The sequence below is a fragment of the Pseudomonas hormoni genome, from assembly GCF_018502625.1.
Lineage (GTDB): Bacteria > Pseudomonadota > Gammaproteobacteria > Pseudomonadales > Pseudomonadaceae > Aquipseudomonas > Aquipseudomonas hormoni.
The window spans coordinates 1,217,402-1,242,914 of the sequence record NZ_CP075566.1; the positions used below are offsets into that span (position 1 = coordinate 1,217,402).

Sequence of the window (25,513 nt, forward strand, 5' to 3'; positions counted from 1 at the left end):
TTGCGTATGACTGGGCCGTATCAGGCGCCAAAACCACCATCGATGGTCAGGCTCGCCCCAGTGATATAGCCCGCTTCCGGCCCCACAAGGTAGGCAACGAAACTGGCGATCTCTTCCGCTTTACCGTAACGACCCACCGCCATCAGCGGGATCAGGCTTTCGGCGAAGTCGCCGCTGGCCGGGTTCATATCCGTATCGACCGGTCCCGGTTGCACGTTGTTGATGGTGATCCCGCGCGGGCCGAGGTCCCGGGACAGACCCTTGGTCAGACCGACCAGCGCCGCTTTGCTCATCGCGTACGGGCCGCCACCGGCGAAGGGCATGCGGTCGGCGTTGGTGCTGCCGATGTTGATGATGCGACCGCCTTCGGTCATGTGTTTCGCGGCAGCCTGGGTGGCGATGAACACGCTGCGTACGTTGATCGCCAGTGTCTGGTCGAAGTCTTCGAGTTTGAAATCTTCCAGCGGGGCAACGGCCAGCACGCCAGCGTTGTTGACCAGGATGTCCAGGCGACCGAAGGCCTTGACGGTGGCGCTCACGGCGTTGCGAATGGCCTCGGCGTCGGCACTGTCAGCCTTGATGGCCAACGCTTTGCCGCCGAGACCGGTGATGCTGTTTTGCAGTTCTTCGGCCTTGGCCGTGGAGCTGACGTAAGTGAAGGCAACGGTCGCGCCTTCAGCGGCCAGGCGTTTGACGATGGCTGCGCCGATGCCGCGAGACCCGCCTTGAATCAAAGCCACTTTGCCGCTGAGGTTCTGAGTAGTCATGTCGATCTCCAAAGTCCCGAGGCGAGATGTCTCGGTTGATGGAGCCTAGTATCGATTCCCGATTACACGCTGAGTAGCCGGTAATTGCGATAGTCTGTGTAAACCAGAAGTTTATAGTGGCGCCTATGGAAACCTTCAGCAGTATCGAATGCTTCGTGCGCAGTGCCGAAGTCGGCAGCTTTGCCGAAGCCGCACGGCGACTGAGCCTGACACCCGCAGCGGTGGGCAAGAGTGTGGCAAAACTTGAAGCGCACCTCGGTGTGCGGCTGTTTCAGCGCAGCACCCGCAGCCTGACGTTGACCGAGGCCGGTCAGCTGTTTCTCGGCGAAGTCAGCTCCAGCCTGCTCACGATCCAGAATGCGGTGGCTAACCTCGCCAGCGCCGAAGGACGCCCGGCCGGTACGCTGAAAGTCAGCATGGGCACGGTGTTCGGACGATTGTATGTCGTGCCGTTGCTGGGTGAGTTTCTGCGGCGGTTTCCGGCAATCAACCCGAATTGGCATTTCGATAACCGACAGGTCGATCTGATCGCTCAGGGATTCGATGCCGCGATAGGTGGGGGATTCGAACTGCCGCAAGGCGTCGTGGCGCGCAAGCTGACGCCGGCCCATCGGGTGTTGGTGGCTTCAGCCGACTATCTGGCGGGGCGTGAGGCGATCGTTGAACCCGATGATCTCAAACATCACGATGGCATCCTCATTCGGTCGCCGCAGACGGGTCGCGTGCGTTCCTGGCAGTTGACCAGTCGCACTCAGCAACACAGTCCTCTGACGCTCAAGGCGCGGATGACCATGAGCGATTCGGAAGCGGCCTGTGCGACCGCGACTCAGGGGTTGGGTATTGCGCTGGTGAGCATGCCGTTTGCTGCGGGGTATCTGGAGGCGGGGACGTTGCAACGGGTGTTGCCCGATTGGTACGTCGACGATGGCAACATTTCCATTTACTACGCTGAACACAAATTGTTGCCGGGGAAGACCCGGGCGTTTGTGGATTTCATTATTGAGCAGTTTGCGGAGCAGGGGTTGGGGCGGCGGTTTAGTGCGGTTTGAGTCTGGCTTTGGACCGAGGTGCTGCCATCGCGAGCAGGCTCGCTCCCACAAGGGATTTGTGAACGACATAGATCCCTGTGGGAGCGAGCCTGCTCGCGATGAACGATAACGCGGTCTACCTGCCAAACCGCCCCGGCCAACCGACTATGTTCTTCGGTCTCGGCGTCGCATAAGTGCGCACCTTCGACGTCGACAACCCCAACCGCACCAGCGATTCGGCAATGGTCACCGCCGCCGTCACACCATCCACCACCGGAACCCCGGTGCGCCGGCGAATCTGTTCATCCAGCCCGGCCATTCCGCCGCAGCCGAGGCAAATCACCTCGGCCTTGTCCTCAAGCACAGCCCGTTCAGCCTGACGAACAATCGCTTCCAGCGCCCGCTGCGGATCGGATTCCAGCTCCAGCACCGCCAGGCCACTGGCCCGCACCGACGCACAGCGGTCCCAGAGCCCGGACAATTTCAGGCGGTCTTCGATCAGCGGCACCGTCCGGTCCAGCGTAGTGACCACCGAATAGGCATGACCGAGGAACATCGCCGTGCTCGCCGCCGCATCGGTGATGTCCACCACCGGCACGTTGAGCAACTCCTGCAACCCTTCGCGACCGTGCTCGCCATAACCGGCCTGGATCACTGCATCGAAAGGCTGGTCGTAGGACATCACCCGGTCCATCACGGCGATGGCGGCCAGGTAGCTTTCGAAATTGCCTTCGATGGAGTCGGCGCCGAAATGCGGCGTCAGGCCGATGATTTCGGTGCCTGGCGCGGCCACGGCTTGAGCCGAACGCGCAATGGCCTGGGTGATGGATTCAGTGGTGTTGACGTTGACCACGAGAATTCGCATGGGAAGTCCTTATAGCGGGTGGTTCTGCGGCCCGACGGTGCCGGGCCGTCATGGGGTTAATGGCTGACGTTGTCGACCGCGATGGCTTCACCGCTGACGTCCGCGTAGTGGGGCTGCCGCTTGGCGATGATCAGGTAAAGCATCCCGGCAATGCCGGCGCCAATCAGCCAGGAGAAGGGCGATACGAGGTGGAAACCCGGCACCAGCGCCAGGACGATGGCGATCAGCGCTGCAGGAATGAACGCCGCCACCGCACGTAAGTTGACGCCACGGCTGTAGTAATAAGCGCCATCGGGATCCTCGCTGTACAACTGCGGCACGTTGACCTGACCTTTTCGCACAAGCCAGTAGTCGACCATGATCACGCCATACAACGGGCCGAGCAGGGCGCCGAGGCCGGACAGGAAATACACGATCACCAACGGGCTGTTGTAGAGGTTCCACGGCAGGATCAGCACCGCAATGGTCGCGCTGATCAGCCCGGCGCGGCGGAAGGTCAGGTATTTCGGCGCCAGGTTGCTGAGCACGAAGGCCGGGGCGACGAAGTTGGCCATGATGTTCACCGCCACGGTGACGATCAGGAACGCCAGGCACCCAAGTACCAGAAAGAAGGTGTTGGGTATCGACGCGATGATTTCCGTCGGACTTTCGATGATCCGGCCGTTGATCTGAAATTGCGCACCGCACAGCAGGACGGTGATGCCGGCGAACACCAGAATGTTCACCGGCAGGCCCCAGAAATTTCCGACCTTGATCGTCTTGCGGCACGGCGAAGAGCGGGCGAAGTCGCAGAAGTTGAGGATCAGCGTGCCGTAGATCGCCAGCCACAACGCACCACCGGCGAAGATGTTGCGCCACATCTCGCCGCCGGTCAGCGGCTCGCGGATTGACCAGGCGATGGTCGTGTTGGCCTGAAAGTACATCCAGGCGGCGAGGGCCGCGACGGTCAACAGAATCACCGGTCCGGCAAAGGCCTCGTAGCGCCGCACCATTTCCATGCCGTAGGCGAGGATCGCCAGTTGCACCAGCCAGATGGCGACGAAACACACCCAGCCCAGGCTCGATAAACCGAGGATCGAATTGTGGTCGTAATCGGCGAAACCCGGATGTACCGCCGTCAGCAGCACGCGAAACACAATCGAGGCGAGGTACGTCTGAATACCGAACCAGGCGATGGCGATAACGGCGCGGATCAATGCAGGAATTTGCGCCCCGTGGATACCGAAACTGATCCGGCTGATGACCGGAAACGGCACCCCGGTTTTCTGGCCCATGTAGCCGGACAAGTTCATGAAGCAGTACACCAGCGCTGCACCGATCCCGAGCGACAGCAGAATCTGCCAGCCGCCCAGACCCAACGCATACAAGCCGATGGCGAAGGAGTAGTTGGCGATATTGTGAACGTCGTTGGTCCACAGGGCGAAAATGCTGTAGCGGCCCCAGCGCCGGCCTTCGGCTTTCGTCGGCGCCAGGTCTTTGTTGTGCAGGCGCGGGCTGAGCACCACGGGTTCTGGAAAGGTTTGATCGTTAGCAGTGGGTGGAAAGGAGGGCAGATCCAGCGCGATGTTGTTATTAGGGAGGCTAGTACGCATTCCGGCAGGCTCCGAGCTTGGCGTCGCGATGACTGTGCATGAGCGTGGGCTCGACAAATCTTCGTCGCGGGCAACAAGCATCATTGGTTACGGGGCATCTGCAGCCTGTACGGGATAGGGCGCTTCAGGCTTGCGGATCCAAAGTGTGTGTATGTTTTGATGTGATTGTATACAAAACATGCATGCACTTAAGCCAGATCCATGCCAGCCAGAGGTCTATGATTTTCGCTGCTAATTTCGTTTTGTTATTGATATTGGATAAGTGATTGAAATTAAGGCGATATAAATTGGCCGGGTGAACAGGTATTTATTTTCCAGCGGGATTCGCGAGGAAGGTCTACGGAGGAATGCAGGAAGGGCGGATGTAACCATTTGGGGCGCTGAAACAAAAAATGCACACATAAATGGCACCGATGGTGACATTCGTGTGTACACATTTATAAAGCCAGTCACGCCCTGTAGGAGCCGAGCTTGCTCGCGATAGCGTACTGACATTCAACATCTATTTTGACTGTTCGAACGCTATCGCGAGCAAGCTCGGCTCCTACAGGGAGTTGCACAGGCAGAGGTTACGCCTTGGACTTGCTGATGATGTTACCGGCATGCAACCCGCATTCTTTCTGCGTCGCCTCTTCCCACCACCAGCGGCCTTCACGCTCGTGCTGGTTCGGCAGCACCGGACGGGTGCACGGTTCGCAGCCGATGCTGATGAAGCCGCGCTCATGCAGGCTGTTGTACGGCAGCTCAAGCATGCGGATGTAACCCCAGATCTCTTCGCTGGTCATTTGCGCCAGTGGGTTGAATTTGTACAGGGTGCGTTCCGGAGTGGAGAAAGCAGTGTCGATTTCCAGCACCGCGACGGCGCTGCGGGTGCCAGGGCTCTGGTCCCGACGCTGGCCGGTAGCCCAAGCCGTCACGCTAGAGAGTTTGCGACGCAGCGGCTCGATCTTGCGGATGCCGCAGCACTCGCCATGGCCGTCCTTGTAGAAGCTGAACAGGCCTTTTTCCTTCACGAACGGTTCAAGTTTCGTGTAGTCCGGCGACACCAGTTCGATCTCGATCTTGTAGTGCTCGCGCACCTGATCGATGAAACGGTAAGTCTCGGGATGCAGGCGGCCTGTGTCGAGGCTGAACACTTTGACGTTCTTGTTCAGCTTCCAGGCCATGTCCACCAGCACCACATCCTCGGCGCCGCTGAAAGATATCCACAGGTCATCGCCGAACTCGGCAAACGCGAGTTTCAGGATGTCCTGGGCGGATTTGTTGGCATAGGTCGTGGCGAGTTCCACGACATCGAACGATGGGCTCATCAGGGCGGCTTCCTACAGGTCGGTGGCGCTGGGCGCTCTATATGGGTCTGATGGTAACAAAATCCTGCAGAGACTGGCGCGCCCTCTGCGTTGCGCAGGCCGGCCCGAGTCGCTAGAGTTCGGCAGTCCTTTTGCTCGCTCGACTCAATAATCAATACAAATGGGAGTGTCTTGTGGAAATTGCCTGTCTGGATCTGGAAGGTGTGCTGGTCCCGGAAATCTGGATCGCGTTCGCCGAAAAAACCGGGATCGAATCCCTCAGGGCCACCACCCGGGACATTCCCGACTACGACGTGCTGATGAAGCAGCGCCTGCGGATCCTTGATGAGCATGGCTTGAAACTCACCGACATCCAGGAAGTGATCGCCACGCTGAAGCCACTGGACGGTGCTGTCGAGTTCGTCAACTGGCTGCGCGAGCGCTTTCAGGTGGTGATTCTGTCGGATACGTTCTACGAGTTTTCGCAGCCGTTGATGCGCCAACTGGGCTTCCCGACCTTGCTCTGCCATCGTCTGATTACCGACGATGCCGGGCGGGTAACGAGCTATCAGTTGCGTCAGAAAGATCCTAAGCGTCAGTCGGTTTTGGCGTTCAAGAGCCTCTACTATCGGGTGATTGCGGCTGGGGATTCGTACAACGACACCACGATGCTGGGCGAGGCGGATGCGGGGATTCTGTTCCATGCGCCGGATAACGTGATTCGCGAGTTTCCGCAGTTCCCGGCGGTGCACACGTTTGAGGATTTGAAGCAGGAGTTCATCAAGGCTTCCAACCGCGCTTTGAGCGTGTAATTACCACCTTGTGGCGAGGGAGCTTGCTCCCGCTCGACTGCGCAGCAGTCGTAAAGCCGGCGCATGCGTTCTACCTGAAGGTATGCGGCGTCTGGTTTTGGGGGCGCTTCGCACCCCAGCGGGAGCAAGCTCCCTCGCCACAAAAGCTACAGGTTTTGCAGGGTATCGAGCAACACCTTCACCTTGGTGATCGATTCCTGATACTCGGCCTGCCACTCCGAATCCGCAACGATCCCGCCGCCGCCCCAGCAACACACCTGCCCATCCTTCACCAGCAAGCTGCGAATCGCGATGGAGCTATCCATCTCGCCGCGCACGTCCAGATACAGCAACGAGCCGCAATACAACCCGCGTCGGGTCGGCTCCAGCTCATCAATGATCTGCATGGCGCGAATCTTCGGGGCTCCGGTAATCGAGCCGCCCGGGAAGCTACCGGCGATCAGGTCCAACGCGTCACGGTCATCCGCCAGTTCGCCGGTTACGCTGCTCACCAGGTGATGCACGTTCGGGTAACTTTCCAGGCTGAACAACTCCGGCACCCGCACCGAGCCGATGCGGCAAGTCCGACCCAGATCGTTGCGCAACAGGTCGACGATCATCAGGTTTTCCGCGCGGTCCTTGGGGCTGGCCAACAATTCGGCGGCGTTCGCCGCATCTTCGGCGGCGGTCAGGCCGCGGGGGCGGGTGCCTTTGATCGGGCGGGTTTCAACGTGGCGTTCGCTGACTTTGACGAAGCGTTCAGGCGACAGGCTCAGCACCGCGCCACCGTCGGGCAGGCTCTGGAAACCGGAGAAGGGCGTCGGACATGCCGCCCGTAACGCGCAGTACGCGGCCCACGGATCACCTTCGCACTCGGCGCGAAAACGCTGGGCGAAGTTGACCTGATAGCAGTCGCCCGCCTGAATGTACTGCTGAATGCGTTCCAACGCTCGGCGATATTGATCAGCGCTCAGGTCGGCCTGTATCGGCGATTTCAGTTGAAACGCCTCGACCGCTGCGACCGCGGGTTGAGTGAACAGCGTGATCAGACGCTGACGTTCGCTGTCGATCAGTGACGGGTGGAACACCAACTGACTGGTCATCCGTTGGTGATCGCTGATCAGCGCCCAGTCGTACAGTCCGAAACGCGCATCGGGCAATTGAAGATCGTCCCGCGCCTGACTCGGCAGGCTTTCCAGATGCCGACCGAAGTCATAGCTCAGATAGCCCATCAAGCCGCCAGCGAAGGGCAGGTCCAGCGGAACAGCCGCTTCGCCGAGCTTTGTCAGATTGACGCGCAGACGCTGAAGGAAATCGCTACCACTTTCGTCAGGCAGCACCGTCAGTTGCTCGAGTGGCCAGGCACTGAGCAGGTCATAACGCCCGCGATCAGCCATTGGCCGGCCGCTGTCGAGCAGCACGGCACCGGGGGCATGACGAATCGCCGCAAAGTACTCGGCAGGGTTGGCGTGATAGGGCAGCGGGTGTACGGAACAGGTCAACATGGGCGGGGCAGATCAGCCATCGAGGCGGGGTGGCGATTGTAGTCCCCTCGGGGAATTGCTCCTAGAGGGGATGTCGCGAAGTGACCGATTAGCAGCGGTCGCACGAAACCTGTGGCGAGGGAGCTTGCTCCCGCTGGGTTGCGAAGCAGCCCCAAAACAGGCAACCCGTTATGTCAGGGAAATAAGGTAGCCTGTTTTACGACTGCTTCGCAGCCGAGCGGGAGCAAGCTCCCTCGCCACAGGGATCAGCCTTCGATGGCAGGAATATGCCCGAACATCTCCTGAACAAACTCGACCCGTTCCTGCACCGTCTCGATAATCCCGCGAGCCTTCAGCTCTTCCAGCCGCGCCTCGACCGCATGGGTGCGCAACGTCAGGCCGCAATCATTGGCAATCTGGATGTTCAACCCCGGCCGGGCGTTCAGCTCCAGAATCAGCGGCCCTTTCTCCTGGTCCAGCACCATGTCGACACCGATGTAACCCAGCCCGCACAGCTCGTAACAGCCGGCGGCGAGTTTCATGAAGCCGTCCCAGTAGGGCAGTTGCACGCCGTCCACCGCGTTGGTGGTGTCCGGGTGTTTGGTGATGATGTTGTTCAGCCAGGTACCACGCAGGGTCAGGCCGGTGGCGAGGTCGACACCGACGCCGATGGCGCCCTGGTGCAGGTTGGCCTTGCCGCCGGACTGGCGCGTCGGCAGGCGCAACATCGCCATCACCGGGTAGCCCATCAGCACGATGATGCGGATATCCGGCACGCCTTCGTAACTGATGCTTTTGAAAATCTGATCGGGTGTCACGCGATATTCAATCAGCGCACGATCCCGGTGTCCGCCCAGCGAATAGAGGCCGGTGAGGATGCTCGAGACGTGGTGCTCGATCTCCTCATGACTGATGATCTTGCCGGACACCGTGCGATAGCGCCCCTCGAAACGGTCGGCTACCACAATGATGCCGTCACCGCCGGCGCCCTGGGCTGGCTTGATCACGAAGTCGTTGCGCCCGCCGATGATCTCGTCGAGGTTGTCGATCTCTTTCTCGGTGGAAATCACGCCATACAGTTCCGGCACGTGAATGCCGGCGGCGATGGCGCGTTCCTTGGTGATGATTTTGTCATCGACGATCGGGTACAGGCTGCGCTTGTTGTACTTGAGCACGTAGTCCGCGTTGCGGCGATTGATCCCCATGATGCCCCGGGCTTCCAGGGCCTTCCAGGTCTTCCAGAAGCCGAACATCAGGCGTCAGCCTTCTTCAGGAACGCCTTGAAACGGATCAGTTCGGTCAGGCGGTAGCCGCGATAACGACCCATCGCCAGCATGAAGCCCACCAGGATCAGCAGGACCGCCGGGAAGGTGAACACGAAGTAAACCAGCTCCGGGACGCTCATGATCAGGTGCGCCAGGGAAGCAGCGAATAGCGTACCGATCGCCACTTTCATGGCGTGGCCGGAACCGCGTTCTTCCCAGGTAATCGACAGACGTTCGATGGTCATGGTCAGGATCACCATCGGGAACAGCGCCACGGACAACCCGCGCTCCAGGCCAAGCTTATGGCTGAACAGACTGATCGCCGCGATCAGCACCACTACAAACGTCAGCACCACCGACAGCCTTGGCAACATTTGCAGTTTCAGGTGTTCAAGGTACGAGCGCAGCGACAGCCCCAGCGCGGTGATGATGGTAAACAGCACGATGCCGAAGCCGAGCTGGGTTTCGCGGAAGGCGAGGGCGATCAGCACCGGGGTAAAGGTGCCGAGGGTCTGCAAGCCGATCAGGTTGCGCAGGATCAGGATCACCAGCACGCCGATCGGGATCATCACCATGATCATGAAGGTCTGCTGGGTCTGCAGCGGCAAGCCGTACAACGAGTATTCGAGGAAGTTGGCGTCGGTGTTTTCGTCGGTCAGCTTGGCTAGGCGAATGGCGTTCATTTCGCTGTTGTTCATGCTGAAGGTGACGGTGGCTTTCTTGCCGCCATCGACGGTGATCAGGTTTTCATCGCCGGTCCACCACAGCAGGCGGTCGGTCGGCAAGCCTTGCTCGCCGGTTTCCGGGTTGAAGTACAGCCAGTCGGTACCGTTGAAGCTGCGCAGCCAGAGTTCCGGTGTTTGCGGTTGGTCGGCCACCAGGCGGATGGTGTGGACCTTTTCCACCGGCACGTGGGCGATGGACAGCACCAGTTCGACGATTTTGGCCTTGTGCCCGCTGGACGGGTCGCCGCCCAGCAACAGTTTCACGTTGTCGTCATTGACGTTGTTGACCCGCTTGATCGCCTCGCCGATGAAGGTTTCGACGTCGGCCGAGTGCTGGCGAATCGGCGCGAGCAGGGCTTCGGCGGCGACTTTTTCCGCGCCTTCGACGGCAATGCTGTCGCGGAAGGTCGGGCCTTTGATCTTGGATTTTTCACCGGTGTAGCGCTTGGTCAGCACCAGACGGTAATAAAGCGTCTGGTTGCCCTTGGCCCGGCGCGCCGACCAGGTGACCTTGCGGTTACCGTCGACACGGTTCACGGCCACGCCGTAATTATTGGAGATGAAGCTTTCGTTGAGGCTGACGTAATCGCGGCTCAGGGGCGGCACGAACATCTGGATCTTGACCGGGTCCTTGGCACTCGGGACGAACTCGACTTTGGCGTCGATGTTCCACAAGTCGTCGGTGGCATCTTCGGTCACCGGAATGCCAAGCACGAAGATCTGATAGGCCGTAACTGAAATGCCCAGCACCACCAGGATGGCGATCAGCATTTTCAGATGGAGGGTAAGAGAGCGCATTGGAATTACTCTGCGGTATGAGCGTCGGTGGCGCAGGCGGGTTTGCCAGCAGCGTATTTAAGACTGGGGTCGACCAGCGCATCAAAGCGCTTGAGCGCTTCGGAGCCGATCAGGAGCGGATATTGGAAGGCGCTTCGGTCGGTCAAGTTCACTTCGATGCTGCGTAAAGCCGAACCCATGCAGATATCCAGCTCGATCACCGGACGGGCGGTGTATTTCTTGCCTTCGTCCGGATCGTAGTCGCCGGCGCGGCGCTTGATCTTGCTGACGCGGGCCAGTGGCCGTTCGATCGGGTGCGAGTGCGCCGCGTCGATCGCCAGATAGAAGCGCACCCAGGATTCGCCATTGCGTTTGAAGCGTTTGATGTCGCGGGCGCTCAGGGAGGCGGTTTTCGCCCCAGTGTCGAGTTTGGCCGCGACTTCCAGATTGATGCCGTCCAGCGAGGCGTACTCGTTGAGGCCGTACACGGTCTTTTCCCCCGCCGCGGCGACACCGGGCAGGCAAAGCAGATAAAGGAAGGTGGGGAAGGGCTTGAGTCTCATAAATCCTGGTGCGCAGCGGTCCGTGTTTCGATTCAAGGCCCTGGCATCGCTGCGCAAGCTCCCTCGTATGCCTATCAGCAATTTATGACAAGCAGTGCAGATGTCACAAACAAATGCGGGCGGCATTCTAGCACGGTGGTTTTATGGCGCCAGCGCTGGCCTTTTGGGTTTGGTGTTCGCATGCGGGCGGGCGCGGAGGTCGCGGGGGTGTATATCCATTATTTGTGTGAGGGCGGCTAATGGTTCCGCCCTTACGGCGGGTTTTCCAAAGTGACCCGCCGTAAGGGCGGAACCAATAGCAACCGTTACCGCAGGAATGGATATGTACACCATCAAAAATCCCGCCCGCCGCCAAACGCAGCCACGGATATGCACTCGGTCTACGCTAAAAACAATCCGGTTATTAGACGATTGTCGACAATACCCATTTATCCTTTGACTAAGAGGCCTGTATTCGCTAGTTTTTGCCGCATCAGCTTTCAAGGTGTCGACAATATGCTGGATCAACTCGATCCCCCGGTCATTGCTCAGGACGATTCGGAAACACTTTCCGAGAACGTCTTCCGACGCATTCAGGCGGCCATCGTCAAGGGCGAGATCGCCCCGGGCAGCAAGATCTCCGAGCCGGAACTGGCGCGCACCTATGGCATCAGCCGCGGCCCGCTGCGTGAAGCGATCCACCGCCTGGAAGGCCAGCGCCTGCTGGTTCGTGTGCCGCACGTAGGGGCCCGGGTGGTTTCCCTGAGCCACGCCGAGCTGCTGGAGCTCTACGAAATCCGCGAATCCCTCGAAGGCATGGCCTGTCGCTTGGCCGCCGAACGCATGACCGTCGAAGAAATCGACGAACTGCGTCACGTCCTCGAAACCCACGAGCGCGATGCGGCGTTTCAGGCCGGTGTCGGCTATTACCAGCAGGAAGGCGATTTCGACTTCCATTACCGAATCATCCAGGGCAGCGGCAATCGCACCCTGACGCAGATGCTCTGCGGCGAGCTTTATCAACTGGTGCGCATGTACCGCATCCAGTTTTCCACCACACCCAATCGTCCGCGCCAGGCTTTTGCCGAGCACCACCGGATTCTCGACGCCATCGCCGACCGTGACGGCGAACTGGCCGAGTTGTTGATGCGCCGTCACATCGGCGCCTCCAAACGCAATATCGCCCGTCATTACCAGGACGGCGCCACTAAGACAGCCACTGAACGAGGTGAGTCATGAGTTCCAACAAGAGCACTCCAGGCCAGCGTTTCCGCGATGCGGTCGCCAGCGAACATCCGCTGCAAGTGGTCGGCGCAATCAACGCCAACCACGCGCTGCTGGCCAAACGCGCCGGTTTCAAGGCGATTTACCTGTCAGGTGGCGGGGTGGCTGCCGGCTCCCTCGGCGTACCGGACCTGGGCATCACCGGTCTCGACGACGTGCTGACCGACGTGCGTCGCATCACCGACGTCTGCGACCTGCCGCTGCTGGTGGACGTGGACACCGGTTTCGGTTCTTCGGCGTTCAACGTCGCGCGCACCGTCAAGTCGATGATCAAATTCGGCGCGGCGGCGATTCACATCGAAGACCAGGTCGGCGCCAAGCGCTGCGGTCACCGTCCTAACAAAGAAATCGTGTCGCTGCAGGAAATGGTCGACCGCATCAAGGCGGCAGTCGATGCGCGTACCGATGACAGCTTCGTGATCATGGCCCGCACTGATGCGCTGGCGGTGGAAGGTCTGGAGTCCGCACTGGATCGCGCTGCGGCGTGCATCGAGGCCGGCGCCGACATGATCTTCCCGGAAGCGATCACCGAACTGGAGATGTACAAGCTGTTCGCCAGCCGCGTGAAAGCGCCGATCCTGGCCAACATCACCGAATTCGGCGCGACGCCGCTGTACACCACAGAGCAACTCGCCGGTGCCGATGTGTCGCTGGTGCTGTACCCGCTGTCGGCTTTCCGTGCGATGAACAAGGCCGCGGAAAACGTCTACACCGCGATCCGCCGCGACGGCACGCAACAGAACGTGATCGACACCATGCAGACCCGCATGGAGCTTTACGATCGCATCGACTACCACGCCTTCGAGCAGAAGCTCGATGCGTTGTTTGCCGCGAAGAAATAATGAAAGCCCCTGTAGGAGCGAAGCTTGCTCGCGAAAGCGGTGTCTCAGACGACATAGATGTTGAATGTCAGTCCGTCTTCGCGAGCAAGCTTCGCTCCTACAAGTTTCCCTAACAAATTCAAGAAAACTGGAGACAGCAATGGCCGAAGCAAAAGTACTCAGTGGCGCCGGGCTCCGTGGCCAGGTTGCCGGGCAAACCGCACTGTCCACCGTGGGCCAATCCGGTGCCGGCCTGACCTATCGCGGTTACGACGTTCGCGAACTGGCGGCTGACGCCCAGTTCGAAGAAGTGGCTTACCTGCTGCTGTACGGCGAACTGCCGACCCAGGCGCAACTCGACGCCTACGTCAACAAACTGGGCAAGCTGCGCGACCTCCCGCAAGCGCTCAAGGAAGTGCTGGAACGCATCCCCGCCGACGCCCACCCGATGGACGTGATGCGTACCGGTTGCTCGTTCCTGGGCAATATCGAACCGGAAGAAGACTTCTCCGAGCAGCACGATAAAACCGACCGCCTGTTGGCCGCGTTCCCGGCGATCATGTGCTACTGGTATCGCTTCAGCCACGACGGCAAACGCATCAGCTGCGTGAGCGACGAACAATCCATCGGCGGCCACTTCCTGCACCTGCTGCACGACAAGAAGCCGAGCGAGTTGCACGTCAAAGTGATGAACGTGTCGCTGATCCTCTACGCGGAACACGAGTTCAACGCTTCGACCTTCACCGCTCGGGTGTGTGCATCGACCCTGTCCGACCTGTTCTCCTGCATCACGGCGGCCATCGGTTCCCTGCGCGGTCCGCTGCACGGCGGCGCCAACGAAGCGGCGATGGAAATGATCGAGCGCTTTTCGTCGCCGGAAGAGGCGATCAAAGGCACCCTCGGCATGCTCGAGCGCAAGGACAAGATCATGGGCTTCGGCCACGCGATCTATAAGGACAACGATCCGCGTAACGAGGTGATCAAGGGCTGGTCGAAAAAACTCGCTGACGAAGTGGGCGACACGGTGTTGTTCCCGGTCTCCGAAGCCATCGACAAGACCATGTGGGAGCAGAAAAAACTGTTCCCGAACGCTGACTTTTACCATGCGTCGACGTACCACTTCATGGGTATCCCGACCAAGTTGTTCACGCCGATCTTTGTCTGCTCGCGCCTGACCGGCTGGGCGGCGCATGTGTTCGAACAGCGTGCCAACAACCGCATCATCCGCCCGAGCGCCGAATACACCGGCGTCGAACAGCGCAAGTTCGTGCCAATCGAACAACGCTGAATGGTGCGGGCTTTGCGCAGGAATTTGAACATTACGCAAATCCCTGTGGGAGCGGGCTTGCCCGCGATGACGGAGTCACATTCGACATAAACGTCGCCTGACCCACCGCAATCGCGGGCAAGCCCGCTCCCACAGGGGTTGTGATGATTTTCGATCCAGTGCCAGGCCCCACCTTTTGAAACTACCGTGACCGAGTCCTGACGATGAACACTGAATTCCGTAAACCGCTGCCCGGCAGCCATCTGGATTACTTCGACGTCCGTGCGGCTGTCGAAGCCATCCAGCCCGGCGCCTACGACACCCTGCCGTACACCTCCCGCGTGCTGGCGGAAAACCTGGTGCGTCGCTGCGACCCGGCCACGCTCACCGAATCCCTGAAGCAATTTATCGAGCGCAAACGCGACCTCGACTTCCCATGGTTCCCGGCCCGCGTGGTGTGCCACGACATTCTCGGCCAGACCGCGCTGGTCGACCTCGCCGGCCTGCGTGACGCCATCGCCCTGCAAGGTGGCGACCCGGCGCAAGTGAACCCGGTGGTGCCGACGCAACTGATCGTCGACCACTCCCTGGCCGTCGAGCGCGGTGGTTTCGATCCGGACGCGTTCGAGAAGAACCGCGCCATCGAAGACCGTCGCAACGAAGATCGTTTCCACTTCATCAACTGGACCAAAAAAGCGTTCAAGAACGTTGACGTGATTCCGCCCGGCAACGGGATCATGCACCAGATCAACCTGGAGAAAATGTCTCCGGTGATTCAGGTGCGCGATGGCGTGGCGTTCCCTGATACCTGCGTCGGCACCGACAGTCACACCCCGCACGTCGATGCCCTGGGCGTGATCGCCATCGGTGTCGGTGGTCTGGAAGCCGAGAGCGTGATGCTCGGCCGCGCATCGTGGATGCGTCTGCCGGAAAGCGTCGGCGTCGAACTGACCGGCAAGCTGCAACCGGGTATCACCGCCACCGACATGGTGCTGGCGCTGACCGAGTTCCTGCGCAAGCAAAAAGTCGTCGGCGCGTGGCTGGAATTCTTCGGCGAAGGCGCCTCCGCGCTGACCCTCGGCGACCGCGCAACCATTTCCAACATGGCCCCGGAATACGGCGCCACCGCGGCGATGTTCTACATCGACCAGCAGACCATCGACTACCTCAAGCTCACCGGTCGTGAAGACGAGCAGGTGCAGTTGGTCGAGCACTACGCCAAGACCACAGGCCTGTGGGCTGACAGCCTGAAGGGCGCGCAATACGAGCGCGGCTTGACCTTCAACCTGTCCTCGGTGGTACGCAACATGGCCGGCCCGAGCAACCCGCACGCTCGCGTGGCAACCTCGGATCTGGCTGCGCAAGGCATCTCCGGTCAGTGGGATGACGTCCCGGGCCAGATGCCGGACGGCGCGGTGATCATCGCCGCCATCACCAGCTGCACCAACACCAGCAACCCGCGCAACGTGATTGCCGCCGGCCTGCTGGCGCGCAACGCCAACAAGCTCGGGTTGACCCGCAAGCCGTGGGTCAAATCGTCCCTGGCGCCGGGTTCGAAAACCGTGGCGTTGTACCTCGATGAAGCCGGTTTGACGACTGAGCTGGAGCAACTCGGATTTGGCGTCGTGGCCTTCGCTTGCACCACCTGCAACGGCATGTCCGGTGCGCTGGACCCGGTGATCCAGCAAGAGATCATCGACCGCGACCTGTACGCCACCGCCGTGCTCTCCGGCAACCGTAACTTCGACGGCCGGATTCACCCTTACGCCAAAAACGCGTTCCTCGCTTCGCCGCCGTTGGTGGTCGCGTATGCCATCGCCGGTACCATCCGTTTCGACATCGAAAAAGATGTGCTGGGCCTGGATGCGAACGGCAAGGAAATCCGTCTGAAGGACATTTGGCCGAGCGACGAAGAGATCGACGCGGTGGTCAAGGCCTCGGTCAAACCGGAGCAGTTCCGTCAGGTCTACATCCCGATGTTCGCCATCCATGAAGACACCGGGCCGAAGGTCACGCCGCTGTATGACTGGCGCGAGATGAGCACCTACATTCGCCGTCCGCCTTACTGGGAAGGCGCTCTGGCCGGTGCGCGTCCGCTCAAGGGCATGCGTCCGCTGGCGGTGCTGCCGGACAACATCACCACCGATCACCTGTCGCCGTCGAACGCGATCATGCTCGACAGCGCCGCCGGCGAATACCTGGCGAAAATGGGTCTGCCGGAAGAGGACTTCAACTCTTACGCGACTCACCGTGGTGACCACCTGACTGCGCAGCGCGCGACCTTCGCCAACCCGAAACTGTTCAACGAAATGGTGCTGGAAAACGGCAAGGTCAAGCAGGGTTCGCTGGCCCGTGTCGAGCCGGAAGGCAAGGTCATGCGCATGTGGGAAGCCATCGAAACCTACATGGAGCGCAAGCAGCCGCTGATCATCATAGCCGGCGCCGACTACGGTCAGGGTTCGTCCCGCGACTGGGCGGCGAAGGGCGTGCGTCTGGCGGGTGTGGAAGCGATTGCCGCCGAAGGTTTCGAGCGCATCCACCGCACCAACCTGGTGGGCATGGGCGTGTTGCCGCTGGAGTTCAAACCGGGCACCGACCGCCACACCCTGGCCATCGACGGCAGTGAAACCTACGACGTGATCGGCGAACGCACGCCGCGCGCCGAGTTGACGCTGGTGATCAATCGCAAGAACGGTGAGCGCGTCGAAGTGCCGGTGACCTGCCGCCTCGACACCGCTGAAGAAGTGTCGATCTACGAGGCCGGCGGCGTGCTGCAACGCTTCGCGCAGGACTTCCTCGAAGAATCGGCGGTCGCCGTCTAAATCACGCTGTGCGGACACGGGACTTCAAATCCCGTGTCTGTCTTGAAGGAGCACCCATGGCTCACGCACCCCAGATCAAAATTCCCGCCACCTACATGCGTGGCGGCACCAGCAAAGGCGTGTTCTTCAGCCTGAAAGACCTGCCCGAAGCGGCACAGATTCCCGGCCCGGCGCGCGACGCCTTGTTGCTACGGGTGATCGGCAGCCCCGACCCGTACGACAAGCAAATCGACGGCATGGGCGGCGCGACCTCCAGCACCAGCAAAACCGTGATTCTGTCGAAAAGCATCAAGGCCGATCACGACGTCGATTACCTGTTCGGTCAGGTCTCCATCGACAAGCCATTCGTGGACTGGAGCGGCAACTGCGGCAACCTGTCGGCGGCGGTCGGTTCGTTCGCCATCAGCAATGGTCTGGTAGACGCCAGCCGCATCCCGCACAACGGTGTGGCGGTGGTGCGCGTGTGGCAGGCCAACATCGGCAAGACCATCATCGCCCACGTGCCGATCACCAATGGCGAGGTGCAGGAAACCGGTGATTTCGAACTCGACGGCGTGACCTTTCCAGCGGCCGAAGTGCAGGTTGAGTTCATGGATCCGGCGGCGGAAGAAGAGGGCGGTGGTGGTTCGATGTTTCCTACCGGGAATCTGGTGGATGACCTCGAAGTGCCCGGCGTCGGGACTTTCAAGGCGACGATGATCAATGCGGGTATTCCGACTATTTTCGTCAATGCGGAAGACATCGGTTACACCGGTACCGAGCTGCAGGGCGCTATCAACGGTGATCCAAAAGCGCTGGCGATGTTCGAGACCATTCGTGCTTACGGTGCGCTGCGCATGGGGCTGATCAAGTCACTGGACGAGGCGGCCAAGCGTCAGCACACACCGAAAGTGGCCTTCGTTGCCAAGCCTGCGGATTACGTCGCGTCAAGCGGTAAAGCGATTGCGGCAGGTGATGTCGATCTATTGGTGCGCGCGTTGTCCATGGGCAAATTGCACCACGCGATGATGGGCACCGCAGCGGTCGCTATCGGTACTGCCGCTGCCATTTCCGGCACCCTGGTGAATATCGCGGCGGGCGGAATCGAGCGCAATGCGGTGCGTTTCGGCCATCCGTCGGGCACCTTGCGCGTCGGCGCCGAAGCGAGTCAGGTGAACGGCGAGTGGACCGTCAACAAAGCCATCATGAGCCGCAGTGCGCGGGTGTTGATGGAAGGCTTCGTTCGTGTGCCGGGGGATTCTTTCTGATCCAACGCAACCCCCTGTAGGAGCAGAGCTTGCTCGCGAAGACGGATTTGCATTCAGTATTGATGTTGACTGATACACCGCTTTCGCGAGCAAGCTCAGCTCCTACAGGTGATCGTATTCCACAATAAGAAAGCACCGACTGACTGAGATCTAACCTGAACCGAGGTCCCATCAACGAACCACTTCAAGAGTGAATCGAACATGAGCACCAACGTCGACCAGAACAACCGCCCCGACTACGACACGGTCCTGCAGGACATTGCCGATTACGTCCTCAATTTCAAGATCGAGTCCAGGGAAGCCCTGGACACCGCCCGCAACTGCCTGATCGACACCCTCGGCTGCGGCCTCCTGGCCCTGCGCTTTCCTGAATGCACCAAACATCTGGGCCCGATTGTTGAAGGCACTGTCGTCCCGTTCGGCGCCCGCGTCCCCGGCACCCGCTACCGTCTCGATCCGGTCAAAGCGGCGTGGGACATCGGCTGCACCGTGCGCTGGCTCGACTACAACGACACCTGGCTTGCTGCCGAATGGGGCCATCCGTCCGATAACCTCGGCGGCATTCTCGCGGTGGCCGACCACCTGTCGCAAAAGCGCCTGGCCAATGGCGACGCGCCGCTGACCGTTCGCGCCGTACTTGAAGCGATGATCATGGCCCACGAGATTCAGGGCGTCATCGCGCTGGAAAACTCCTTCAATCGTGTAGGCCTTGATCACGTCATCCTGGTGAAAGTCGCCTCGACCGCCGTTACCGCCAAACTGATGGGCGCCAATCGCGAGCAGTTGCTGTCCGCGTTGTCCCATGCCTTTGCCGACGGGCAAGCGTTGCGCACCTATCGGCATGCGCCGAATGCCGGTTCACGCAAATCCTGGGCGGCGGGTGATGCGACCAGTCGAGGCGTGCGTCTGGCGGACATCGCGATGCGGGGCGAGATGGGCATTCCCGGCGTCCTGACCGCCAGGCAGTGGGGCTTCTACGACGTGTTGTTCAGCCACACCAACAACGACCTGGCGCTCAAGCCCGAAGACAAGCGTGCGTTCAGTTTCACCCGCTCCTATGGCAGCTACGTGATGGAAAACGTGCTGTTCAAAATCAGTTTTCCGGCCGAATTCCACGCGCAAACGGCCTGTGAAGCCGCCGTCACCTTGCACCCGCAGGTCAGGAATCGCCTGCATGAGATCGACAGAATCGTCATCACCACCCACGAATCGGCGATCCGTATCATTTCCAAGGTCGGCCCGCTGGCCAATGCCGCAGACCGCGATCACTGCATTCAATACATGACCGCCGTCCCGTTGGCCTTCGGCAATCTGGTGGCCGAGCAGTACGAAGATGACTTCCATGCGGCGCACCCGATCATCGATGTGCTGCGCGAGAAAATGGTTATCGTCGAAGACCCGCAATACACCCGTGAATACCTGGAGGCGGACAAACGCTCGATTGCCAATGCGATACAGGTGTTTTTCAAGGACGGTTCAAGCACCGGGAAGGTGGTGGTGGAGTATCCGATCGGTCATCGTCGGCGTCGTGCGGACGGTATTCCGCTGCTGGAGGACAAGTTCAAGGCGAACCTGCTGACACGATTCACTGGTCAGCGTAGCGAGGAGATTTTTGCGTTGTGCAAGGATCAGGCGGCGCTTGAAGCGACGCCTGTTAATCGGTTTGTGGATTTGTTTGTTATCTAGAGGACCGCGTTATCGTTCAATCGCTAGCCTGCTAGCGATGAGGCCAGAACAGGCAATAGAGAATTACTTGAACCGCCGCTCAACCCCTTTCTCAACGAGAATTTTCGCCGAGATTTCTTCCACCGAAAAATGCGTGGAATTGATGTGCGCAATGTTCTCGCGGCGGAACAGGTTCTCCACCTCGCGCACTTCAAACTCGCACTGCGCGTAGCTCGAATAGCGGCTGTTGGGCTTGCGCTCGTTGCGGATCGCGGTGAGGCGGTCCGGGTCGATGGTCAGGCCGAACAGCTTGTGCTGGTGGGCACGCAGGGCGTTCGGCAGGGTCAGGCGTTCCATGTCGTCTTCGGTCAGCGGGTAGTTTGCCGCGCGGATGCCGAATTGCATCGCCATGTACAGGCACGTCGGCGTCTTACCACAACGCGACACCCCCACCAGGATCAGGTCGGCCTTGTCGTAATAATGCGTGCGCGCACCGTCGTCGTTGTCGAGGGCGAAGTTCACTGCCTCGATGCGTTCCATGTAATTGGAGTTGCCGCCGATCGAGTGAGATTTGCCGACGGTGTAGGAAGAATGCTCGGTCAGTTCCTGTTCAAGCGGTGCCAGGAAGGTCGAGAAAATGTCGATCATGAAACCATTGGACGTTGCGAGGATCTCACGAATGTCCTGATTGACGATGGTGTCGAAGATAATCGGCCGGAAGCCGTCGGTTTCGGCGGCTTTGTTGATTTGTTGTACCATGGCCCGCGCTTTATCCACGTTGTCGATGTACGGCCGCGTGAATTTGCTGAAGGTAATGTTTTCGAACTGCGCCAGGAGGCTTTGACCCAGGGTTTCGGCTGTGATGCCGGTGCCATCGGAGATAAAGAAAGCAGATCGTTTCATTTGCACCTTGGGCCTTAAGCTAATGATCATTCTTGGATATGATAGGCACGATTTGCCGACCGCCATTGGTCCGCATTCTCACTTATTTTCCAGGTCCAGGCCATACAGCCGGCAAATGCTCCCTCGGAGCGCCGGCTTCTGAGCTTTTCCAACACAGTTAGTGGAGAGATCACCTTGGTAGAGTACGTAGTTTCCCTCGATAAGCTCGGCGTCCATGATGTAGAGCACGTAGGGGGCAAGAACGCATCCCTGGGCGAGATGATCAGTAACCTTGCAGGTGCCGGTGTATCGGTACCCGGTGGCTTCGCCACGACAGCTCAGGCTTATCGTGATTTTCTGGAACTGAGCGGCCTGAACGATCAGATCCACGCCGCCCTCGACGCCCTGGACGTCGATGATGTCAACGCCCTGGCCAAGACCGGCGCCCAGATCCGTCAATGGATCATGGACGCCGAATTCCCCGAGAAGCTCAACGCCGAGATCCGCACTGCGTTCGCCACGCTGTCGGCCGGCAACCCTGACATGGCCGTGGCCGTGCGCTCTTCCGCTACCGCCGAAGACCTGCCGGACGCTTCCTTCGCCGGTCAGCAGGAAACTTTCCTGAACATCCGTGGTGTCGAAAACGTCATTCGCGCCGCCAAAGAGGTGTTCGCTTCACTGTTCAACGACCGCGCCATTTCCTATCGCGTACATCAGGGCTTCGATCACAAGCTGGTGGCCCTGTCGGCTGGCGTGCAGCGCATGGTCCGCTCCGAAACCGGCACCGCCGGCGTGATGTTCACCCTCGATACCGAATCGGGTTTCCGTGACGTGGTGTTCATCACCGGCGCCTACGGCCTGGGTGAGACCGTCGTACAAGGCGCGGTGAACCCGGACGAATTCTACGTCCACAAACAAACCCTCGAAGCCGGCCGTCCGGCCATCCTGCGCCGTAACCTGGGCAGCAAAGCCATCAAGATGATCTACGGCGAAGTCGCCACGGCGGGCAAGTCGGTCAAGACCATCGACGTCGACAAGGCCGATCGTGCGCGTTTCTGCCTCAGCGACGCCGAAGTCAGCGAGCTGGCCAAACAGGCGATGATCATCGAGAAGCACTACAAGTGCCCGATGGACATCGAATGGGCCAAAGACGGCGACGACGGCAAGCTCTACATCGTTCAGGCCCGTCCTGAAACCGTGAAGAGCCGCACCCAGGCCAACGTCATGGAACGTTACCTGTTGAAAGAAACCGGCACCGTGCTCGTTGAAGGTCGCGCCATTGGCCAGCGTATCGGCGCCGGCAAGGTGCGGATCATCAAGGACGTGTCCGAGATGGACAAAGTCCAGCCGGGCGACGTGCTGGTCTCCGACATGACCGACCCGGACTGGGAACCGGTCATGAAGCGCGCCAGCGCCATCGTCACCAACCGTGGCGGCCGTACTTGCCACGCGGCGATCATCGCTCGCGAGCTGGGCATCCCGGCCGTGGTCGGTTGCGGCAACGCCACCCAGCTGTTGAAAGACGGCCAGGGCGTCACCGTTTCCTGCGCTGAAGGCGACACCGGCTACATCTTCGAAGGCGAACTGGGCTTCGACATCAAGAAAAACTCCGTCGATGCCATGCCGGACCTGCCGTTCAAGATCATGATGAACGTCGGCAACCCGGACCGCGCGTTTGACTTCGCGCAACTGCCGAACGCCGGTGTGGGCCTGGCCCGTCTGGAGTTCATCATCAACCGCATGATCGGTGTGCACCCGAAAGCGCTGCTGAACTACGACGGTCTGCCGCAGGAAATCAAGGACAGCGTCGACAAGCGCATCGCCGGTTACAACGATCCTGTCGACTTCTATGTCGACAAACTGGTGGAAGGCATCAGCACCCTGGCGGCAGCGTTCACGCCGAAAAAGGTCATCGTGCGTCTGTCGGACTTCAAGTCCAACGAATACGCGAACCTGATCGGCGGCAAGCTCTACGAGCCGGAAGAAGAAAACCCGATGCTGGGCTTCCGTGGCGCTTCGCGTTATATCAGCGAGTCGTTCCGTGACTGCTTCGAACTCGAGTGCCGCGCCCTCAAGCGTGTGCGCAACGAGATGGGCCTGACCAACGTCGAAATCATGGTGCCGTTCGTCCGTACCCTGGGCGAAGCGAGCCAGGTCGTCGACCTGCTGGCTGAAAACGGTCTGGCCCGCGGCGAAAACGGCCTGCGCGTGATCATGATGTGCGAACTGCCGTCCAACGCGATTCTGGCGGAAGAATTCCTTGAGTTTTTCGACGGTTTCTCCATCGGCTCCAACGACCTGACTCAGCTGACGCTGGGCCTGGACCGTGACTCCGGGATCATCGCTCACCTGTTCGACGAGCGTAACCCGGCGGTCAAGAAGCTGCTGGCGAACGCCATTTCCGCGTGCAACAAGGCCGGCAAGTACATCGGCATTTGCGGTCAGGGCCCTTCGGACCACCCTGATCTGGCCAAATGGCTGATGGAGCAGGGCATCGAAAGCGTTTCGTTGAACCCCGATTCCGTACTGGAAACCTGGTTCTTCCTGGCGGAAGGTCAAGCGGCAGTTTGATGGTTTGATTGGGGAATCTGTGGCGAGGGAGCTTGCTCCCGCTTGAGTGCGCAGCACTCACAATAACCGGCCCCGGCTGTCGGATTTTGGGGCTGCTGCGCAGCCCGGCGCGAGCAAGCTCGCTCGCCACAGGTGAACAGTCGTGCGGTCATCTTCAGTTAATCAAGTAGGGCGGGCTCCTCTGGATGCCGCCCTTTTTTGTGCAAGAGCATTATGCAAAGCAGCAGCAACCTATTTCCTGTCGCCCTGATCAGCGCCGAGCGGCGCGGCGATCTGAGCGAAGACGTTTATCGTTTGAAACCCGGCAACAGTCCTGATGGCACTGTGGAGTTGGCCGTGACCCGTTTGGGCATGGCGGATAAGCCCACGCACGGGGGCGTGCCGGTGATTCTGTTGCACGGCAGTTTTTCCAACCGGCGTTTCTGGTTTTCTCCAAAAGGCCTGGGGCTCGGTGCTTACCTGACACGCCTGGGATTCGATGTATGGATTCCGGAAATGCGCGGCCATGGCCTGTCCCAGCGCAACCAGAACTACCGCAAGAACCGCGTCGCCGACTACGCTCGTTACGATCTGCCGGCCATCGGCGCGTTCGTGCGTGAGCAGAGCGGCCAGGTCCCGCACTGGATCGGCCATTCACTGGGCGGAATTACCCTGGCGGCGGCGCTGGGGGGCGAGTACATCGGCGAACCGGTGGTGGCCTCTGCGGCGTTCTTCGGCACGCAAGTCAGCCGCACCTACTGGCCGTTGAAGATTCCGCCGGTTGAGTGGAGCGGGCGCTTCATTCTCAAGCGTTTCGCCCAACTGTCCGGTTCACGGCTCAAGCGCGGCCCGGAGGACGAGCCGATTGGCCTGGCCCTGGAAAGCATGCGCTGGTACGGTCTGTTCGGGCGCTTTGGCGATGCCGACAAGGATTGGTGGGCCGGATTGGCCGAAGTCCGGTTGCCGGTATTGGCGGTGAGTGCGGCGGGCGACCATCAGGATCCTGCGTGGGCCTGTCGCAAGTTGTTTGACCAGGTGGGCTCCGAGCACAAGCAGTTCATCAACCTCGGTCGCGAACAGGGCTTTGGCGACAACTTCGGTCACGTGGAAATGCTTGTCAGCAAAGCGGCGCAGACTGAGGTCTGGCCGTTGGTGGCGCGCTGGTTGGCCGATCAGCACACGTCGTTGTCGGGAGACAAGCCGGATTTGGCGTCGGCAGTCTGAGCCTGATGCTCTATCAAGGGCATTTCGCTCTGATCGGCTTGCGGCTAAGATATGACGCATTACGCTTTTCCGGTCACTTTGCGACATCCTCGATTGTCTTCCTCTTTACAGGAGTTTCTCGATGAACCATTACATCACGCCTGACCTGTGCGACGCCTATCCGGAGCTGGTGCAGGTGCTGGAACCGATGTTCAGCAATTTCGGCGGCCGTGATTCCTTCGGTGGCGAAATCGTGACCATCAAGTGCTTCGAAGACAACTCGCGGGTCAAGGAGCAGGTCGAGCTCAAAGGGAATGGCAAGGTGCTGGTGGTCGACGGTGGCGGTTCCCTGCGTCATGCGTTGCTGGGTGACATGCTGGCCGAGAAAGCCGCGAACAACGGTTGGGAAGGGCTGGTGATCTACGGTTGCATCCGCGACGTGGATATCATCGCGCAGACCGATCTGGGCGTTCAGGCCCTTGCCAGCCACCCGAGGAAATCCGACCGACGCGGGCTCGGCGATCTCAACGTGGTGGTGACCTTTGCCGGCGTGACGTTCCGTCCAGGCGAGTACATCTATGCGGACAACAACGGCGTGATCATCTCGCCAAGCCCGCTTGCAATGCCTGAATAAAGCGTGAGCGAAG

General features: G+C 60.1%; 20 protein-coding genes. 11 read left to right on the forward strand and 9 right to left on the reverse strand.

What is annotated here, in order from left to right; translation table 11 throughout:
• Positions 1-20: 20 nt before the first annotated feature.
• Positions 21-767 carry a 3-oxoacyl-ACP reductase family protein gene (locus tag KJF94_RS05660; RefSeq protein ID WP_214381791.1) on the reverse strand — a complete coding sequence of 249 codons (747 nt, stop codon included), beginning with the start codon at positions 765-767 and terminating at the stop codon, positions 21-23.
• Positions 768-892: 125 nt separating this feature from the next.
• Between KJF94_RS05660 and KJF94_RS05665 the strand changes: the two genes are divergently transcribed.
• Positions 893-1,816, forward strand: a complete 924-nt coding sequence (locus tag KJF94_RS05665; protein WP_214381793.1) for a LysR family transcriptional regulator — start codon at positions 893-895, stop codon at positions 1,814-1,816.
• Positions 1,817-1,931: 115 nt separating this feature from the next.
• Here KJF94_RS05665 and KJF94_RS05670 read toward each other — a convergent pair whose 3' ends face one another.
• The 3 genes from KJF94_RS05670 to KJF94_RS05680 form a co-directional block, all read right to left on the reverse strand.
• Entirely contained in the window at positions 1,932-2,660 is a 729-nt protein-coding gene (locus KJF94_RS05670) for an aspartate/glutamate racemase family protein (RefSeq protein ID WP_214381795.1), read from the reverse strand.
• Positions 2,661-2,716: 56 nt separating this feature from the next.
• The gene (locus KJF94_RS05675; protein WP_214381797.1) at positions 2,717-4,252 is read right to left on the reverse strand and encodes an NCS1 family nucleobase:cation symporter-1; all 1,536 of its coding nucleotides are present in this window, start codon (positions 4,250-4,252) and stop codon (positions 2,717-2,719) included.
• 569 nt (positions 4,253-4,821) lie between these two features.
• Positions 4,822-5,562, reverse strand: coding sequence for a phosphoadenylyl-sulfate reductase (locus KJF94_RS05680; RefSeq protein ID WP_169370823.1), 741 nt, complete (start codon positions 5,560-5,562; stop codon positions 4,822-4,824).
• A 173-nt stretch (positions 5,563-5,735) separates the two neighbouring features.
• Here KJF94_RS05680 and thrH point away from each other — a divergent pair, with 173 nt between their 5' ends.
• Positions 5,736-6,353 (forward strand): bifunctional phosphoserine phosphatase/homoserine phosphotransferase ThrH, encoded by a 618-nt coding sequence (gene thrH / locus KJF94_RS05685; protein ID WP_214381799.1) that lies wholly within the window; start codon positions 5,736-5,738, stop codon positions 6,351-6,353.
• 146 nt (positions 6,354-6,499) lie between these two features.
• Here the strand turns inward: thrH and pabB are convergent, their stop codons facing one another.
• The 4 genes from pabB to rloA form a co-directional block, all read right to left on the reverse strand.
• Positions 6,500-7,837: an aminodeoxychorismate synthase component I gene (gene pabB / locus KJF94_RS05690; protein ID WP_214381801.1), complete on the reverse strand. Its 1,338-nt coding sequence runs from the start codon at positions 7,835-7,837 to the stop codon at positions 6,500-6,502.
• 245 nt (positions 7,838-8,082) lie between these two features.
• Positions 8,083-9,069: an alpha-L-glutamate ligase-like protein gene (locus KJF94_RS05695; RefSeq protein WP_214381803.1), complete on the reverse strand. Its 987-nt coding sequence runs from the start codon at positions 9,067-9,069 to the stop codon at positions 8,083-8,085.
• The gene (gene rloB / locus KJF94_RS05700) at positions 9,069-10,604 is read right to left on the reverse strand and encodes an osmotic stress tolerance membrane protein RloB (RefSeq protein ID WP_214381805.1); all 1,536 of its coding nucleotides are present in this window, start codon (positions 10,602-10,604) and stop codon (positions 9,069-9,071) included. Before rloB ends, KJF94_RS05695 begins: the two co-directional genes overlap by 1 nt.
• Before the next feature lie 5 nt (positions 10,605-10,609).
• On the reverse strand, positions 10,610-11,146 hold the full coding sequence (rloA, locus tag KJF94_RS05705) for a retropepsin-like aspartic peptidase RloA (protein ID WP_214381807.1): 537 nt from the start codon (positions 11,144-11,146) through the stop codon (positions 10,610-10,612).
• Positions 11,147-11,644: 498 nt separating this feature from the next.
• Between rloA and KJF94_RS05710 the strand changes: the two genes are divergently transcribed.
• The 6 genes from KJF94_RS05710 (at position 11,645) to prpD (ending at position 20,252) form a co-directional block, all read left to right on the forward strand.
• Positions 11,645-12,364, forward strand: coding sequence for a GntR family transcriptional regulator (locus tag KJF94_RS05710; RefSeq protein ID WP_174602652.1), 720 nt, complete (start codon positions 11,645-11,647; stop codon positions 12,362-12,364).
• Positions 12,361-13,251 carry a methylisocitrate lyase gene (prpB, locus tag KJF94_RS05715; protein WP_214381808.1) on the forward strand — a complete coding sequence of 297 codons (891 nt, stop codon included), beginning with the start codon at positions 12,361-12,363 and terminating at the stop codon, positions 13,249-13,251. Before KJF94_RS05710 ends, prpB begins: the two co-directional genes overlap by 4 nt.
• A gap of 139 nt (positions 13,252-13,390) precedes the next feature.
• Positions 13,391-14,518, forward strand: coding sequence for a bifunctional 2-methylcitrate synthase/citrate synthase (gene prpC, locus KJF94_RS05720; RefSeq protein ID WP_214381809.1), 1,128 nt, complete (start codon positions 13,391-13,393; stop codon positions 14,516-14,518).
• Positions 14,519-14,721: 203 nt separating this feature from the next.
• Entirely contained in the window at positions 14,722-17,319 is a 2,598-nt protein-coding gene (gene acnD, locus KJF94_RS05725) for a Fe/S-dependent 2-methylisocitrate dehydratase AcnD (protein ID WP_214381810.1), read from the forward strand.
• A gap of 56 nt (positions 17,320-17,375) precedes the next feature.
• Positions 17,376-18,566, forward strand: a complete 1,191-nt coding sequence (prpF, locus tag KJF94_RS05730) for a 2-methylaconitate cis-trans isomerase PrpF (RefSeq protein WP_214381811.1) — start codon at positions 17,376-17,378, stop codon at positions 18,564-18,566.
• Positions 18,567-18,767: 201 nt separating this feature from the next.
• Complete coding sequence (prpD, locus tag KJF94_RS05735) at positions 18,768-20,252, forward strand: 2-methylcitrate dehydratase (protein ID WP_214381813.1); 1,485 nt, start codon at positions 18,768-18,770, stop codon at positions 20,250-20,252.
• Positions 20,253-20,315: 63 nt separating this feature from the next.
• Here prpD and ppsR read toward each other — a convergent pair whose 3' ends face one another.
• Positions 20,316-21,134 carry a posphoenolpyruvate synthetase regulatory kinase/phosphorylase PpsR gene (gene ppsR / locus KJF94_RS05740; protein ID WP_008027418.1) on the reverse strand — a complete coding sequence of 273 codons (819 nt, stop codon included), beginning with the start codon at positions 21,132-21,134 and terminating at the stop codon, positions 20,316-20,318.
• Between the two features lie 174 nt (positions 21,135-21,308).
• Between ppsR and ppsA the strand changes: the two genes are divergently transcribed.
• The 3 genes from ppsA to rraA all read left to right on the forward strand — a co-directional run bounded on the left by ppsA (position 21,309) and on the right by rraA (position 25,500).
• On the forward strand, positions 21,309-23,684 hold the full coding sequence (gene ppsA / locus KJF94_RS05745; protein WP_214381815.1) for a phosphoenolpyruvate synthase: 2,376 nt from the start codon (positions 21,309-21,311) through the stop codon (positions 23,682-23,684).
• A gap of 213 nt (positions 23,685-23,897) precedes the next feature.
• Positions 23,898-24,887 carry an alpha/beta fold hydrolase gene (locus KJF94_RS05750; protein WP_214381817.1) on the forward strand — a complete coding sequence of 330 codons (990 nt, stop codon included), beginning with the start codon at positions 23,898-23,900 and terminating at the stop codon, positions 24,885-24,887.
• A gap of 121 nt (positions 24,888-25,008) precedes the next feature.
• The gene (gene rraA, locus KJF94_RS05755) at positions 25,009-25,500 is read left to right on the forward strand and encodes a ribonuclease E activity regulator RraA (RefSeq protein WP_214381819.1); all 492 of its coding nucleotides are present in this window, start codon (positions 25,009-25,011) and stop codon (positions 25,498-25,500) included.
• The last annotated feature ends 13 nt before the right edge of the window (positions 25,501-25,513 follow it).